Consider the following 16,780-nt stretch of genomic DNA (forward strand, 5'->3'; position numbering starts at 1 on the left):
AAGTCGAAATGGACGAGTATTGCCCGTGATGCTGCTAGTCGATGCCAAGGATGCGGCGATTGGCCGCCTCGTCCGTGCCACCGTCGGCAAAGTCATCAAAGGCTTTCTCTGTCACACGAATGATGTGGTTTTTAATGAATTCGGCCCCTTCGCGGGCACCGTCTTCGGGATGTTTGAGCGCGCATTCCCATTCGAGCACAGCCCAGCCATCAAAATCAATCGCCGCAAGCTTCGAGAAGATGGCACCAAAATCAACCTGCCCGTCGCCAAGCGACCTGAACCGGCCCGTACGATCGACCCAGCCCTGATACCCGGAATAGACACCCTGTCGGCCGGTTGGATTGAACTCGGCATCCTTGACATGGAACATCCGGATGCGATCAGCGTAAATATCGATGAAATCAAGGTAATCAAGCTGCTGAAGCACGAAGTGGCTCGGATCATACAGGATGTTGGCACGCGGATGATTTTTCACCCGTTCCAAAAACATCTCGAACGTCGCCCCGTCAAACAGGTCCTCGCCCGGATGGATTTCATAGCAAACATCAACGCCCGCCTCGTCGGCGGCATTCAGGATCGGTGTCCAGCGCTTGGCAAGTTCGTCAAACGCGGTTTCGATCAATCCGGCCGGACGTTGCGGCCACGGATAAACAAACGGCCAGGCCAGTGCGCCGGAAAATGTTGCATGGGCGTTGATTCCCATATGTTGCGAAGCCTTGATCGCGGCCTTGACCTGTTTGACCGCCCATTCCTGTCGCGCCTTTGGATTGCCGCGCACTTCTGGCACGGCAAAACCGTCAAACATCTCGTCATAGGCGGGATGGACCGCCACAAGCTGGCCCTGAAGATGGGTTGAAAGTTCGGTCACCTGCACGCCGTGCCCGGCAAGTTTACCGATCACTTCATCACAGTAATCCTTGCTTTCGGCGGCCTTTTCGACATCAAACAGGCGCTTGTCCCAGCTTGGAATCTGAACACCTTTATAGCCGAGTGACGCCGCCCAGCGACCAATCGCGTCAAGACTGTCGAACGGGGCTTCGTCGCCGGCAAATTGCGCCAGAAAGATCGCCGGTCCCTTAAGCGTTTTCATCTCAGACCTCTTTAACTGCGTTCTGGTGGAAATCAGTGGAATTCAGTGGAAATCAGGCTGCGTCGGGCGGCGACCGCCCGACGCAATTGTGCTTGTCCCAACCAAAGTTCGTTTAGAACGGGCTGTCCGGGAAATAGAAGTTCTCGGCATTTTCCTGGGTAACAACGGTCGCACCCAGGATATAGCGACCTTCAACCGGCGCATTGGAGGTGAACTTCATAACGGTCACATCCATCGCAGTTGCGATCATTGCCGGCGGATACAGAACATCAATCGGGGTCAGTTCATCGCCATCCATCACGCGTTTGATGATGTCTTTCATGCCAGCACCGCCAACGATGAACATTTCATCAGTACGATCAGCCTGTTTGACGGCCTCGATCACGCCAAGCGCGATGTCGTCATCCTGTGCCCAGACCGCGTTGATTTCCGGGAAGCGTGACAGGAAGTCCTGCATCACTTCATAGCCGTCATCACGGTTCCAGTTGGCATGTTTCATATCAAGGATTTCGATGTTCGAACCGTCAAGCGCTTCGACAAACGCGTCCACACGCTCGGTATCAATCGTGGTCGGAATGCCGCGCAGAACAACAATCTTGCCTTCGTCATTGAGGCGTTCACGGATGTACTCGCCCGAAACACGGCCAAGTTCCGGGTTGTTGCCCGCAACATAAACGTCTTCGATGCCCGGAAGCGAAAGACCACGGTCAACCACGGTGACAAACTTGCCCGCCTGTTTGACCTGCTGGACCGGAACGGTCAGCGGATCAGATTCAAACGGCAAGACGACCAACGCGTCGATATTCTGAACCGACACCAGATCTTCAAGATCGTTTGCCTGTTCGGTTGCACCATTCGCGCTGACCACAATGACATCGATATTGGGATAGGTTGCCTCAATACGCTTTTCAGCCTGTTCGGCATGCCAGTTCAGGCCACCTGCCCAACCATGGGTCGCTGCCGGGATCGAAACCCCGATCTTGATCTTTTCCTGTGCGATTGCACCGGTTGATGCCAAACCAAGGCCCAGAACACAGGCGGCCCCCAGATATTTTGTAAACGTTTTCATCAACGTTTCCTCCTGATCAAAAAAATGATGCGTTTTCACATTCTTCCCGGACGTTGATCGCCGGTTATTTGCTCTTTTTGCGTCGCCAGTCCCCGCGCTGCAGGAATACCGCAACGATGATGATCAGACCCTGAACTGCTCCGTTCAGATAGTTACTGATCGCATCCGTCAAATTCAGAATATTGCCAATCGTGGTCAGCATGATCGCGCCGATCACCGTGCCCCAGATCCGGCCATAACCACCCTTAAGCATCGTGCCACCAATGATCACGGCAGCAATCGCTTCAAGTTCCCAAAGCACCCCGGTCGAGCTTGAGGCCGACCCAAGACGCGGCACATAAATGATGGTCGCAACCGATACGCACAGCCCCTGAATGACATAGGTCAGGGTCTTCACACGGTCGACATGGATTGCCGAATAACGCGCAACCTGCTCGTTCGAACCAATCGCAAAGCATTTCCGCCCGAACGGCGTCATGTTCAGCAAAACATAGCCCGCAACCGCCACAGCAAAGAACACAAGTACCGGCACAGGAATGCCCAGAATGTCGCCGTAATAGACCGGGCGATAAACACCGCGCACATCAAAATCAAGCGACAGGGTCCCGCCATCGGCCATATAGGTCACAAGCGACCGGTAAATCCCCATGGTGCCAAGTGTGACGATGAACGCTTCGATCTTGCCCTTGGTACTGACCAGGCCATTGACGGCCCCGGCCGCAATCCCCAGCAAGACTGACAACACCACACCGATCAAAACCGTCTCGATCCCGGCCCCCAGCGTTGCGACGAGCGTATTCATCACAACAATCATCGCACCCGAAATAAACGCCGCCATGGAGCCGACCGAAAGATCAATCCCGCCCGCGGTGATCACAAAGGTCGCGCCCACCGCGATAATGCCGATAAAGGCCGCACGGGTGAAAATATTCGAAAGGTTGCCGCCGCTCAGGAACGCGTCATTAATACCCGTGCCCAAAACAAACAGGCCAACGAGGGCCAAAAACGGACCCAAGGCTTTGAAATCGATATTGAAACCACTCGAAGTCGAAGCTTCAGAGCGCTCAAGGCTACTCATGAACAGACACTCCCTGCTTGCCTGAAATTCCTGTCGCGTGCCGCATGATTTCATGCTCGTTGCGGTCGTTTCCTTCGAGAATGCCGGTGATACGCCCCGCCGCCATGACCGCGATGCGATCAGACAGGCCAAGCATTTCCGGCATTTCAGACGACAGGAGAATGACGGATTTACCGCGTTTGGTAAGATCGCCGATGAAATGATAAATCTGGCTTTTGGTGCCGATATCGATGCCGCGCGTCGGCTCGTCGATGATCACGACTTCCGGGTCGGTTTCCATGACTTTCGCCAGCAAAAGCTTCTGCTGATTGCCGCCGGAAAAATCACCGACCTTGGCTTTCGGATCGGCCGCGCGAATGTCAAAGGCCTCGATCGCGTTTGCCAGTGCGGCTTCTTCGGCCTTGCGATTGAGGATCACGGTCCCGAATTTCTCAAGTGCCAGCAAAGTCAGGTTGGGCCGCATATCCATATTCAGCAACAACCCGCTACCCTTGCGATCCTTGGTCAGATAGGCAATGCCGCATTTCTTGGCATCTTGCAGGCTGTGGATCGAGACCGGCTCGCCATTGCGTTCGATCTCGCCAGATGACCTGTCGCGCAGGCCAATGATGGCCTCCATCAAGGCTGTCCGCCCGGCCCCGACAATCCCGGCAAAGCCCAGAACCTCACCCCGACGCAGATCAAAGCTGGCGTCACGCACCTGTCCGTCAACCGATACATTGCGAACAGACATGGCGACATCATGGGCCTCAACCGGCGCGCGGTCGGGGAACATTTGTTTGATGTCCCGCCCCACCATCAGGCGCGCCATGTCGTCTTTTTCAACATCAGTCACCGGCTCGGTCGTGATCAGGCGCCCGTCGCGCAAAACCGTGACGCGGTCGGCAATCGCCTTGATCTCGTCGAGCTTGTGGGAAATGTAAAGGATCGCGACACCTTGTTCGCGCAGGCGGCGGATCTGATCAAACAGGATATCAACCTCGCGCCCGGTCAAGACCGCGGTTGGTTCATCAAGGATCAGGATATCGGCATTTTTCGAAAGTGCCTTGGCGATTTCGACCATCTGACGGTCGGAAACCGCAAGATCCTTGATGCGCGTGCGCGGATCGACATCGCATTGCAATTGATCCAGAAGCTTTTTGGCTTCCGCGCGCATCGCCGCCTTATCAAGGAACCAGCCCCGCTTGATCTCGCGGCCAAGGAAAATGTTTTCTTCGACGGTCAGTTGCTCGGCCAGGTTCAGTTCCTGATGGATCAGGATGACACCATGATTTTCGGCAACTTCACTGTCTTCAAACGTGACTTCACTCTGATCAAGACTAAGCGCGCCACTGGTCGGCTGATGATAACCAGACAGGATTTTCACTAAAGTCGATTTGCCCGCACCATTTTCGCCCAAAAGCGCATGCACTTCCCCTGCATGCAGATCGATGGAAACATCGAAAAGCACCTGTGCCGGGCCAAATGACTTGCAAATCTCCCGACCGGACAGCCGCACGCGCGCCTGCTGATCGGGATTAACGGCGTGAACAGCCGCATCCGTCATGAATATATCCTCCCTAGCGTCGCATTTCTTGCGATCAACTGCTTATTAAGGCCTGTGTAAACGTTTTCATTTTCGATGTAAACCTTTACATTTTGCTCGGAGTGATCAAAATCACCTGCCAATCCGGGCGTCGAATGCCGCTGGACAGCCTGCAACCGGCGGAGTAGGAAGAAGAATGACTGAAAAAATCGCGACGATTGAAGATGTTGCCCGCCAGGCAGGGGTGTCTATTGCCACTGTCAGCCGGGCCTTGCACAAACCCAATGTGGTTTCCGAAACCACACGCGAAAGAGTGCAAACTGCCATCGCCGCGACCGGTTACACCGCCAATGTCATGGCCCGGAACCTGCGTCTGAACCGTTCGGGGATGATTCTTTTGCTGGTGCCCGATATCGGAAACCCTTTCTTTTCGGCGATTCTGTCCGGCATTGAAAAGGGTGCCAGCCAGGCGGGCTACAACGTCCTGATTGGTGACACGCAAAACGATCCCGAACGCGAAGCAACCTATGCCGCCTATCTGCGCAGCAATCAGGCCGACGCCATGATCCTGCTCAATGGCAGGCTTCCGGCACCGCTTGCCAAGGCCCCGGCAAACGCCACACCACCCGTGGTGATTGCCTGCGAACGCATTCCGGGATGTGCGCTGCCAACCGTCATCATTGATAATGACGAGGCATCCTTTGTTGCGACCAACCATCTGATTGATCTCGGCCATACCCGCATCGCCCATGTCAGTGGCCCGACGGGCAATATCCTGACCACGGATCGCGTGACCGGATATCGTCGCGCCCTGAAATCAGCGGGTATCACCCACGAGCCAGGCCTGATTTATCGCGGCGATTTTTCCATCGATTCCGGCATTGCCGCCGGCCGTGCGCTTTTGGCCGATCCAAAGACCCGACCAACGGCCGTGTGTTGCGCCAGTGACGGCATGGCGATCGGGGTGATTGTCGCGGCCAAGGAAGTCGGGCTTCGCATCCCGCACGACCTCTCGGTTGTCGGCTTTGACGATATTCCGCATGCCGCGGCCTATGACCCGCCAATTACCACCGTGCGCCAGCCCCGCCGCCGTCTGGGCGAACAGGCGATTGCCTTGCTTCTCGATCGGCTGGGATCAAAAACGCCGCCGTCGCACGGCGAAACCGGCCCGGTGATCATCCCGACCGAACTGATCGTCCGGCAAAGTACGGGTCCCTGCCCGTCATCGTAATCAGCCGAAATGAAGTCGCGACCGGTTCAGGCACTGGCAATCTTTTGCCACTCGCCCATGACGGAACGCGCGTTTCCTTCATGATCCTCGCCGGATTTGGCAATTTCAGAGGCAAAGATTTCAAACCGGATACCATTGGGATCGCGCATAAATAACCGGCGCGACTTGCCGTCATCCTCGCTGTGATAGACCACCTTGTGCTGGAACAGATGGTTTTGCCAGGCGATCACATCGCGCGGCGCAGAACAGCGCAACCCGATATGAAACACGTCATCGGGCATGTTTGGGTCATCGGGATAGGGCCCGGTATCGGCCGGCCAGTCAAAGAAGGACAGGCGCGTACCATCGGGCAGCGCATAGGTAATCAGCAAATAATCGGATTTCCACGACGGGCTATAGCCACTTTCCGCGTGGACCAGTGTTGCGCCCACCACTTTGGAATAAAAATGGTCGGTCGCCTCAAGATCGCGGGTCGGAAATGCAAGATGGTCGACACTTACAGGTGCAGGTGACATGGGGCCTCCTCCGTCTGAATGTATCCGTGTTACGGGTGCGACACCATGATGGTAATCATGAATGCGCCCCATGATCAACAGATGGGGCAATGGCCCTTCGAAATCAATGCGATTGCCCCTTGATCAAACCGTCATGAAACCACAACATGCACAGAGGCGCGAAATCGCCTAATAAAGGCGACATTGCAGTATTGACCGCCCCTGCCCCCGCTGCTATTGGGACGCAGCAAAACGCATTTGGCAAACCCGAAGGATGGAGGCATCTGATGAATGAATACAGTTTATCTGTCTCCGTCTATTGGATGACGCACCGTCAGGCTGACCACTAGAAAAGCCGGTTGCCCCCACCAATTTGGTGATTTTGCCCAAACCCGGAACCTGACAGCGTGATCGCGCGTTCCGAGTTCACCCGCATTCCCCGTGACATAGTTGTAGAGAGCCGTCCATGCCCGCAACGCCCTATTATCTGATCGACAAGTCCAAGCTTAAAAGCAACATGGAAAAGATCGCCTATGTGCGCGAACATTCCGGTGCCAAGGCGTTGCTTGCGCTGAAATGCTTTGCGACCTGGTCGGTGTTTGACTTCATGTCGGACTACATGGACGGCACGACGTCTTCGTCGCTCTATGAAGTCAAGCTGGGCCGCCAGAAATTCGGCAAGGAAACGCACGCCTACAGTGTTGCCTATTCCGATGATGAAATCGCCGAGGTGATCGAAAACGCCGACAAGATCATTTTCAATTCCATCAGCCAGCTGACCCGCTTTGCCGATCAGGCATCCGGCATTGTGCGCGGGCTTCGCCTGAACCCGCAGGTCTCGACCTCAAGCTTCGATCTGGCCGATCCGGCGCGTCCGTTTTCGCGCCTTGGCGAATGGGACGTTTCAAAGGTCGAAGCGGTGATGGATCAGATTTCTGGCTTCATGATCCACAATAACTGCGAAAACGCCGACTTTGATCTGTTTGATCGCATGCTGACCGACATCGAAGACAAATTCGGGTCGCTGCTGTCGCGCGTGGAATGGGTCAGCCTCGGCGGCGGCATTCACTTCACCGGCGATAACTATCCGCTCGATAAATTCTGCGCGCGCCTTAAGGCATTCTCCGAAAAATTCGCCGTGCAGGTGTATCTGGAGCCCGGCGAAGCCTCGATCACCAACAGCACCACCCTTGAGGTCACGGTGCTTGATACCCTGTTTAACGGCAAAAACCTTGCCATCGTCGATAGCTCGATCGAAGCCCACATGCTCGATCTTCTGATCTATCGCGAAAATGCCAAGGTCCTGCCAAACACGGGCGATCACCCCTACATGATTTGCGGCAAGTCCTGCCTTGCCGGCGACGTATTTGGCGAATTTGATTTCGAAAACGAGATCAAGGTCGGCGACCGTATCTCCATTCAGGATGCGGCCGGCTACACCATGGTGAAAAAGAACTGGTTTAACGGGGTCGGCATGCCGTCCATCGTGATCCGGGAACTCGACGGAACAGAGCGCATCGTGCGTGAGTTCAGTTTTGACGACTACGTTTCGAGCCTTTCGTAAAACACGAAAGCGCAGTTTTCATAGCGAACCGGGGAAGTGTTTCCCCACCTCTCAAAACAGGGGAGTTTTTGGCCCGACATGAAAAAGAATGTTCTGATTATCGGCGCAGGTGGCGTCGCCCAGGTCGTTGCACATAAATGCGCACAGCATAATGACGTGCTTGGCGATATTCATATCGCATCACGCACAGCATCCAAATGCCAAGCCATTATCGACAGCATCCATGAAAAAAAGGCGCTCAGGAACCAAGGCGTTCTTGAAGGCCACGCACTCGATGCAACCGATGTGGACGCAACCGCAGCCCTGATCGAAAAAACCGGCGTCAAAATCGTCATTAATGTCGGCTCTGCCTTTATCAACATGCCGGTCATGTCGGCCTGTATCAAAACCGGTGTCGCCTATCTCGATACCGCCATCCATGAAGAGCAGGACAAAATCTGCGAAACCCCGCCATGGTATGCCAACTATGAATGGAAGCGCCGCGAAGAATGCGAAGCCGCGGGCGTAACCGCGATCCTTGGCGTCGGTTTCGATCCGGGTGTGGTGAACGCCTATGCCAAACTGGCGGTCGAAGATTACTTCGACAAGATTGACTCGATTGACATCATCGACATCAATGCTGGCAGCCACGGCAAATACTTTGCCACCAACTTCGACCCGGAAATCAACTTCCGCGAATTCACCGGCACGGTTTATTCCTGGCAGGACAGCAAGTGGCAGTCGAACAAGATGTTCGAGATCAAAAAGATCTGGGACATGCCAGTCGTCGGCGAAAGCCAGACCTTCATGACCGGCCATGACGAAGTCCATTCCCTGTCGCAGAACCTTGACGTGCCAAATGTGCGCTTCTGGATGGGCTTTGGCGATCACTACGTCAATGTCTTCACGGTGCTGAACAATATCGGCCTGCTGTCCGAAAAACCGGTCACCACGGCCGAGGGCCTCGAAGTCGTACCGCTGAAGGTCGTCAAGGCCTGCCTGCCGGACCCAAGCTCGCTCGCCCCGGACTATACCGGCAAGACCTGCATCGGTGATCTGGTCAAGGGCACGAAGGACGGCAAGGAAACCGAAGTCCTGATCTATAACGTCGCCGACCACAAGGACGCCTACAACGAAGTCGGAAGTCAGGGCATTTCCTACACCGCTGGTGTGCCGCCAGTCGCCGCTGCGATGCTGATCGCCACCGGTGAATGGGATGTGAAAAAGATGGCAAACGTCGAAGAACTGCCATCCAAACCGTTCCTGAATTTGCTCAACGGCATGGGGCTCCCGACCCGTATCAAGGACGCCAACGGCGACCGCGCGCTCGACTTCTCATAAGCGCCCCTCACAAAATACAAACGAAATGGCGGGCAGACATTGCCCGCCATTTTCGTTTTATCGATCCATCTGTTTTGATGAAACCGTCATCCCCGCGCAGGCGGGGATCTCCGGCCACTCGAACCGCTATAGATTTAAGACATCAGCAGCGCTCCGCCCGGAATGACGATGCGCAACACCCCCGCCTCAGGCGCGTCGCCAACTGACAATCACACCACACATCACCAAAACGGCTCCAAACCCTGCCACGGCGGCAAAGCCAAACCCGGCATAGATCGGTCCCATGATCATCGGCCCGGCAAACACCGCCGAATAGGTCACCGCACTATTCAGCCCCATCACCGCCCCGCGCGCATCAGACGCCTGACGGTTAAGCGACACCACCATCGCATTCAGGCCAAGCTGGTTTAACATCCCCCAAATCGCGGTTCCCGCAAACGCACTGATCTGGCTTTGCAGGGTCAATCCCCAACTGGCATAGCTTGTCGCAATCGCGATCAACACCAAACACAGATACCCACGGGTAATCTTGGGCGATACCACACCCAGAACAAATCCCATGGCGCCAAATCCGATGCCATAAGCCATGACAAACATGCCGCTGCCTTGCGCTGTCAGGCCAAAGGCCGTGCGCACGCCATCCCCGAAAAAGGCAAACGATCCGTAAAAAGCGGTCATGTAAACCAGCATCACCGCCAACAATTGCCGCACACCCGGCAGCCGAAATGCCCGCAAGGGCGATGTCCGCGTGCTCATCCCGCCGCGCACATCCGACAGCAACATCACCAGAATACCGGCCACCAGGACCGACAGCCCGGCCATCAGGAAATAAACCATTCGCCAGCCAAATTGCTCGGTAATGAACGCTGCGGCGGGGACCGCCACCACCAGGGATAACGCCCACCCGGTCAAAACCACACCAAGCCGCGCGGCCTCGCGCCCCTTGGGGGCTGTGGCCGTCACCGTGGCATAGGATCCTGGCAACAAAACACCAACCGCCACCCCGGCCAGTGCCTGCGACAGACACAGCCACATCCAATGCTGGCTGAGCCCGCTTGAAACCTGCGCCGCCGCCAGTAAAAGGGCCGCACCGCCCAAAACACGCCCGACCGACATCCGGTCAATCATCCCGGCCAGCGTCAGCGCCGATAGGGCCGTCGACGCCCCGAACGCCGAAATCGCCCAGGCCACATGATAGGTCTGCGTCGAAAGCCCGGCTGCCACTTCTGACAGGATCGGGCTTAAAACAAACGAATTCGACCCGACAAGCAACACCGCGCCAAGCAGGGCCAGAACCTTTACTTGCGCAATGGCATTCGGATTAATCTCGGCATTTTGGTCTGTCATAACGCCATGTGATATGATTTGCCCTGTTTTAGGCAAGGAAATTCAATACTTAGCAGATAAAAACGAGCCCTGACTTCAACGCTCGCCTGAAACTATTGCTCTCACAGGTCCCTCGGTTCCGGGTATCTTTCAGCCTTGAAACATGGTAGAACAAAATAGAAACAAATTTCAGAAAACCCTTTCCAAATCCGCTGGGTTTCTTTATGACATATTGTCAATAATTGACACAGAGGGCGCAGCCATGGAACTCCCTTACCGTACCGAATTTGCAGAACTTGTAGATCACGCTGGCCTCGGCATCGAGAGTATCGCGGAATTGCTTGGAACAAGTGAACGCACAGTGCGACGGTATATCAAGGGAGAAGGCAAACGCATCGACCCCCTCAAGCTTGAAAAACTGCGCGAGATTGCAAACGCACAATGTAACCCTGACCGCGTTGAGGGTTTCCGTTTTATCGATCTTTTTGCAGGCATTGGCGGAATCCGCATACCGTTCGAGGAAATCGGCGGTCGCTGCGTATTTACAGCAGAATGGGACCGTTTCAGCCGGGAAACATACAAGGCAAACTTTCCTGAACCTGCTGACAGCGATCACATTTCCGCACAGGATGTTCGTCCCTGGTCGGACAAACCGGAACAGATTCCTGCCCATGACGTTCTGCTCGCAGGCTTTCCCTGCCAGCCATTCTCTATCGCCGGTGTCAGCAAAAAAAACTCGCTTGGACGCCCGCATGGTTTTATGTGCGATACGCAAGGCACACTGTTCTATGATCTGGCCAAGATTATCGATCACCATCGCCCCCCGGTTTTCCTCCTGGAAAACGTAAAGAACCTGCAGGGGCACGACGGTGGCAAGACGTTTGCGACAATTATGAATGTTCTGGAAAATGAACTGGGTTATCGGGTTTCCTGTCGGGTGATCAGTTCCGCGCCGTGGGTACCCCAGAAGCGGGAACGCATTTTCATTGTTGGTTTCAGGGATGACAGCATTGAATTTGATTTCGACAAGCTTTTCGTACCTGAAGGGGACGGACCAAAACTGGGCTCGATTCTCGACAATGAAGTTGACCCCAAATACACCCTTACGGAGCATATGTGGAATTACCTGCAGGGCTATAAAGAAAAACACCGCAGCGCAGGTAACGGCTTTGGCTATTCTCTTTTCGGCCCGGGTGATGTCGCAAGAACCCTGTCAGCCCGCTATTACAAGGATGGGTCGGAGATCCTCATTGAACAAAAGGGAAATCGTCCCCGCCGCCTGACTCCACGCGAATGCGCACGTTTGATGGGATTTGAGAAACCTGGAAAAACAGACTGGAAAATTCCGGTTTCTGACACGCAGGCCTATCGACAGTTTGGCAATGCCGTTGTGGTTCCGGTTGTGCGTGCGGTCGCCCAACTCATGCACCCCCACATACTGGAAGCCATGAAACGCGACGGACGCGACGTACCGCAATCCATGCAACTACAACTGTCCCTGCCCGACCCTGCCGTTGCGGCACAATAATGCCCGCTGATATCGTCTCGCCCGCTACACGCAGCCGGATGATGTCAGGCATCCGCAGCAAAAACACGAAACCGGAGCAGGTAATTCGCTCGGCCCTCCATCGTGAAGGCTTCCGGTTTCGATTACATCGCAAGGACTTACCCGGCCATCCGGACCTTGTTCTCCCGCGATACAAAGCTATTGTTTTCGTTCACGGATGTTTCTGGCACGGGCATGATTGTCACCTGTTCAGATTACCTTCTTCCCGACAGGAATTCTGGAACGAAAAAATCGGCAAAAACCGGGCAAGGGACCAAGAACAGCACGCGGCATTGCTTGAAGCCGGGTGGCGTATTGCCACCATATGGGAATGCGCACTGAAGGGGCGGACGCGCCTGCCTCTTTCGGAAGTTGTCACAGCATGCAGCTTTTGGCTGAAATCCGACAAACAGATACTGGAGATCAAGGGGAATGAAACGCGGCCAGCTCGTTGATTATTTTGAAGGTATTGGCGTCAAGAGACTTTCCGTTGTGGATGCCGAGCCCAAAAGATCAAACCAGCACGAGATTGGAACCACCCGTAAAATGCGGGACGATTTCCTAGGCGAGGAACATCAGCGCAAGTACAAGGCAATCTATGTCTGGCTGGGCGAAGAACAGGACGGCATAACGGCCGATTCCTGGGCCACCCATTACGATGCCCGGTTGCCCAACCCGGAACGCGCACCTGAATGGCGTCTTTATTACCCTTCAAATCCTGTCACAGAGACAATGAAGCCCGGTGACACCCTGTTTCTTGCCAAGGACAAATCCGGGGTGCTGCTGTTTATTGTCGCACCGCAGGGCTCGACGAGCGAGCAGCAGCTTTTTTATCTCTTCGGGGTTCACCCGGAAGGAAAATCTTTCGTTTCCCGGGAGTTCGGCAAGACTGATCCTGAACTGGACTTCGCAGCGCGCTATATCCTTGATGAGCTGGGCATAGAATTCGAGGATCCGGAAACAGACAAACTCGACAGTATCATCGAGGAATTCGGCACAACTTTCCCGACAACAGCCGAATTTTCCCGAAAGGCACGGCTGACCGTGCCCGAAGTACGGGCCGAGGATGACCCTGACCTAGCCCTTCTTACGTGGCTTGAGCACGAAGAGGCACTATTCCGCAGACTTGAAAGACGCATTGTCGCCAAGCGGCTTGAAGAAGGTTTTGTCACCGAAGATGGCATTGATGTTGACGGGTTTATCAGCTTTTCACTGGGTGTTCAGAACCGCCGAAAATCTCGCATGGGACATTCTCTTGAAAATCACATCTCAGCGGCACTCGACGCTCTGAAGATTGCGTATGTCCGGGGCGCTGTCACGGAAAACAACAATAAACCGGATTTTCTTTTTCCGAGTCTTGCTGCCTACCAGGCAGCCTCGGCGGGTGACACCGGACTGATGATGCTTGGCGCAAAATCAACATGCAAGGACAGATGGCGACAGGTACTGCCCGAAGCAGAGAAGGTTACAATCAAGCATCTTCTGACCCTTGAACCAGGCATTACCGAAAGACAAACACAACAGATGCAGGCCTCAGGTGTGCAGCTTGTCGTACCTGCGGGAATTCACAAAACCTACAATGACATGCAGCAGCAATGGCTTTGGTCCTTTTCTGACTTCATCAAAGAAGCGAGAAACAGAGCTTTCAGCACACTGAGAACATAGAAAAGCCTGACATCGCTACAGCGGATTAAGGAAAACCTCGCCCCCCCTTTCCCTTCAATATGCTAGCCCCAATTCGCAACTGTCATCGAGTCCTGACCTTGTGGTCAGGATTCTGGCTCATTGGCATAATCCCCCAATGATGTGCATCGCAACAAAGCCACATAACAAAATTCTATACCTTTGGTTGATGAATTTGCGCAGAAGGCTTGGCGTGCATGAATTACACGCGATTTCACCCCACCCTTGCGGGTAGCCTGAACCCGCTGCCGCGTTGCAAAATAAATCGTTCAAAATCAACTGTTTGACAACCGAAAGCGGTTTCGGATAGCGTTTTCGTGTTCCGAAAGCGGTTTCGGAACACCAAACACCGTCAAAAAGGCGGTGAAAAGCACAAGAAAAACACTCAGGGAGGTTCCGTGCCGCGCGTTCGGAAGCAAAACGAAACCATGTCGATTGCCCGGCTAGCCAAACATCTTGGCTTGTCCGAGGGAACCGTTTCGCGCGCGCTTAACAATTATCCCGATATCGCCGAAAAAACCGTCGCCCGTGTCCGCAAGGCCGCCGATGAGCTGGGCTATCGCCCGTCAACCACCGCACGGCGTCTTGCCCGTGGCGTGGTGGAAACCATCGGCTTTGTCCTGCCTGCCCGCGACGGTCATCAGATTGATCCGTTTCTGGCCGAAATTCTCGACGGTCTTGCCACCGAACTTGCCCTGTCTGACTGGGACTTGCTGGTTTCCGCCGTCCCTGATGGTCATGACGAGGTCGAAGTCATGGATCGTTTGATCCGCTCAGCCAAGGTTGGCGGCTTTGTTGTTGCCCGCACCAAACGCCATGATCCGCGCATTGATTTCCTGCGCACATCCCACATCCCGTTTGTGGCCCAAGGCCGCACCGAAAACTGCGACGACTATGCATGGCTTGATATCGACAATGAAAAGGCCTTTGTCGATGCGGTGAATTACCTGGTCGGCCTGGGCCATCGCAAGATCGCCTATCTCGGCGGCGATCCCGAACTTAATTACGCATGGCAACGGCGTGCCGGTTATCTTGCCGCGACCAAGGCCAATGGTTGCGACATTCTGCCTGGCTATATGCATGACGGCATCACCAATGAACTGGCCGCGCGCGAAGCCGTTTTGGAAATTCTCAAACTCCCCGATCATCCGACCGCCATTTTGTGTGTGACCGATGCGGTTGCCATCGGCGCCATCCATGCGCTGGCCCATGCCGGTATCGACGTCGGATCGGAAATGTCCGTGATTGGTTTTGATGGCCTACCGATGGGCGAGGCCATCCATCCCGGCCTGACCACCATGAGCCAGGCCAGCTATCAGATCGGCCGTGAAGTCGGGCGGATCGTTGTTGCGCAGGCGAACAAGGCAAATTCGCCTGCATCCGAATTTTCCCAAATCCTGTGGGAAGCATCGCTGACCGTCCGTGGGTCAGCCAACCCGCCAGCATTGAAGCTGGCCGCAAATGCCAAGGGAGGCATCTCATGAAAACAAGGTTTACGCGTGCTTTAACGCTTGCTGCCGCTGGTCTGCTGGTTTCCACCAGCATCGCCAGTGCGCAACTGCGGTTCTGGACCACCGAAGAACAACCCGAACGCCTGGCCAAGCAAGAAGAAATGGCCAAGGAGTTCGAAGCCAAAACCGGCACCTCTGTCGAAGTCATTCCGGTCACTGAAACCGAACTTGGCACGCGTGCCACCGCCGCCTACGCCGCCGGTGACTTGCCAGACGTCATTTACCTGACCCTGCAATATGTCCTGCCCTGGTCCGAGGCCGGCATCCTCGATACCGAGGCAAATAACGAAGTCGTCAACCAGCTGGGCAAGGATACCTTCGCCCCCGCCGCACTCAGCATGGCTGATTTCGACGGCGAAGTTGCCGCGGTCCCCTCTGATGGCTGGACCCAGATGGTGCTTTATCGCAAGGACCTGTTTGACGAAGCCGGTCTTGAGGCCCCCAACACCTATGCCAATATCGTCAAGGCGATCGAGGCCCTGCACAATCCGCCTGAAATGTATGGCTTTGTCGCTGCGACCAAGATCGATGAAAACTTCATGAGCCAGGTGCTTGAGCATGTCTTCCTGGCAAACGGCGCAACCCCGGTGGCCGCCGATGGCTCGGTCGGCTTTGACAAGGCAAAGCTCGTCGAGGCGCTTGAGTTTTATAAAAAACTCGCCGATGCATCGCCCCCCGGTGATCTGTACTGGAAACAGTCGCGCGAAGTCTATTTCGCGGGCAAGGCGGCCATGATCATCTGGTCACCCTTCATCCTTGATGAACTGGCAGGCCTGCGTGACAGCGCCCCGCCCACCATCAATAACGACCCGACCTCGGGCGAACTTGCCTCGAAAACCGGTGTTGTCACCCGCCTGATGGGCCCGTCCAATCCGAATGGGGCGGCCTGGGGTGACATTCGCTATTTCGGTATCACCAATGATGCCGATACCGACCCGGCAGAAGAATTCGTCAAATTCTCGCTCGGTGAAGGTTACACCAGCACCCTTTCCATCGCGCCAGAGGGTAAATTCCCGGTCCGTCATGGCACCGCCGACAATCCCGATGAATTTGTTAAGGCATGGGCTACGCTTCCGGTCGGTGTGGACCGCAAAAAGCCGCTGTCCGAGCTGTATGACCCGGCCGTCATCACCGATATCGTATCCGGTCTTGAAACCGCAAACCGTTGGGGTGTTGCCGAAGGTCAGCTGGCCAAGGCATCGCGCATCATCAACAGTCAGGTCATCAACCGCCGTGTGCGCGAATTCATCGATGGCGAACGTGACGCATCGGAAACGGCGGACCTGATCAACGAGGAAATCGCCGCTATCAACTAAGCGATCCTGATCCGGGGCGCTTGAACC

The 16,780-nt window shown here is 55.1% G+C and carries 14 protein-coding genes; 8 read left to right on the forward strand and 6 right to left on the reverse strand.

The genetic code is table 11. The annotated features are described in order from the left end of the window. Nucleotides 1-34 precede the first annotated feature (34 nt). The 4 genes from B2T33_RS15955 to B2T33_RS15970 form a co-directional block, all read right to left on the reverse strand. On the reverse strand, nt 35-1,090 hold the full coding sequence (locus B2T33_RS15955; protein WP_286792568.1) for a sugar phosphate isomerase/epimerase family protein: 1,056 nt from the start codon (nt 1,088-1,090) through the stop codon (nt 35-37). A 112-nt stretch (nt 1,091-1,202) separates the two neighbouring features. Next, nucleotides 1,203-2,159, reverse strand: a complete 957-nt coding sequence (locus B2T33_RS15960) for an ABC transporter substrate-binding protein (protein ID WP_040823275.1) — start codon at nt 2,157-2,159, stop codon at nt 1,203-1,205. A 64-nt stretch (nt 2,160-2,223) separates the two neighbouring features. Next, on the reverse strand, nt 2,224-3,237 hold the full coding sequence (locus B2T33_RS15965) for an ABC transporter permease (RefSeq protein ID WP_008890019.1): 1,014 nt from the start codon (nt 3,235-3,237) through the stop codon (nt 2,224-2,226). Then, nucleotides 3,230-4,783 carry a sugar ABC transporter ATP-binding protein gene (locus B2T33_RS15970; RefSeq protein ID WP_286792569.1) on the reverse strand — a complete coding sequence of 518 codons (1,554 nt, stop codon included), beginning with the start codon at nt 4,781-4,783 and terminating at the stop codon, nt 3,230-3,232. The genes B2T33_RS15965 and B2T33_RS15970 overlap by 8 nt, the downstream gene beginning before the upstream one ends. A 175-nt stretch (nt 4,784-4,958) precedes the next feature. Between B2T33_RS15970 and B2T33_RS15975 the strand changes: the two genes are divergently transcribed. Then, nucleotides 4,959-5,993, forward strand: coding sequence for a LacI family DNA-binding transcriptional regulator (locus B2T33_RS15975; protein WP_286792570.1), 1,035 nt, complete (start codon nt 4,959-4,961; stop codon nt 5,991-5,993). 26 nt (nt 5,994-6,019) lie between these two features. Here B2T33_RS15975 and B2T33_RS15980 read toward each other — a convergent pair whose 3' ends face one another. Beyond that, entirely contained in the window at nt 6,020-6,508 is a 489-nt protein-coding gene (locus B2T33_RS15980) for a VOC family protein (RefSeq protein ID WP_063086976.1), read from the reverse strand. A gap of 445 nt (nt 6,509-6,953) precedes the next feature. Here B2T33_RS15980 and nspC point away from each other — a divergent pair, with 445 nt between their 5' ends. After that, the gene (nspC, locus tag B2T33_RS15985; protein WP_286792571.1) at nt 6,954-8,051 is read left to right on the forward strand and encodes a carboxynorspermidine decarboxylase; all 1,098 of its coding nucleotides are present in this window, start codon (nt 6,954-6,956) and stop codon (nt 8,049-8,051) included. A 78-nt stretch (nt 8,052-8,129) separates the two neighbouring features. Beyond that, nucleotides 8,130-9,371 (forward strand): saccharopine dehydrogenase family protein, encoded by a 1,242-nt coding sequence (locus B2T33_RS15990; RefSeq protein WP_286792572.1) that lies wholly within the window; start codon nt 8,130-8,132, stop codon nt 9,369-9,371. A gap of 186 nt (nt 9,372-9,557) precedes the next feature. On the opposite strand, the gene B2T33_RS15995 is transcribed toward B2T33_RS15990, so the two are convergent. Next, nucleotides 9,558-10,718: an MFS transporter gene (locus B2T33_RS15995; RefSeq protein ID WP_286792573.1), complete on the reverse strand. Its 1,161-nt coding sequence runs from the start codon at nt 10,716-10,718 to the stop codon at nt 9,558-9,560. Nucleotides 10,719-10,959: 241 nt separating this feature from the next. Here B2T33_RS15995 and dcm point away from each other — a divergent pair, with 241 nt between their 5' ends. The 5 genes from dcm to B2T33_RS16020 all read left to right on the forward strand — a co-directional run bounded on the left by dcm (nt 10,960) and on the right by B2T33_RS16020 (nt 16,753). Then, entirely contained in the window at nt 10,960-12,225 is a 1,266-nt protein-coding gene (gene dcm / locus B2T33_RS16000; RefSeq protein WP_286792574.1) for a DNA (cytosine-5-)-methyltransferase, read from the forward strand. After that, the gene (locus B2T33_RS16005) at nt 12,225-12,698 is read left to right on the forward strand and encodes a very short patch repair endonuclease (RefSeq protein ID WP_286792575.1); all 474 of its coding nucleotides are present in this window, start codon (nt 12,225-12,227) and stop codon (nt 12,696-12,698) included. The genes dcm and B2T33_RS16005 overlap by 1 nt, the downstream gene beginning before the upstream one ends. After that, complete coding sequence (locus B2T33_RS16010; protein WP_286792576.1) at nt 12,676-13,908, forward strand: type II restriction endonuclease; 1,233 nt, start codon at nt 12,676-12,678, stop codon at nt 13,906-13,908. The genes B2T33_RS16005 and B2T33_RS16010 overlap by 23 nt, the downstream gene beginning before the upstream one ends. Nucleotides 13,909-14,324: 416 nt before the next feature. Then, nucleotides 14,325-15,410 (forward strand): substrate-binding domain-containing protein, encoded by a 1,086-nt coding sequence (locus B2T33_RS16015; protein WP_286792577.1) that lies wholly within the window; start codon nt 14,325-14,327, stop codon nt 15,408-15,410. Beyond that, nucleotides 15,407-16,753: an ABC transporter substrate-binding protein gene (locus tag B2T33_RS16020; protein ID WP_286792578.1), complete on the forward strand. Its 1,347-nt coding sequence runs from the start codon at nt 15,407-15,409 to the stop codon at nt 16,751-16,753. The genes B2T33_RS16015 and B2T33_RS16020 overlap by 4 nt, the downstream gene beginning before the upstream one ends. Nucleotides 16,754-16,780 lie beyond the last annotated feature (27 nt).

Origin of the sequence: Thalassospira sp. UBA4513 (genome assembly GCF_002388495.1) — a bacterium.
Taxonomy (GTDB): Bacteria; Pseudomonadota; Alphaproteobacteria; order Rhodospirillales; family Thalassospiraceae; genus Thalassospira; species Thalassospira tepidiphila.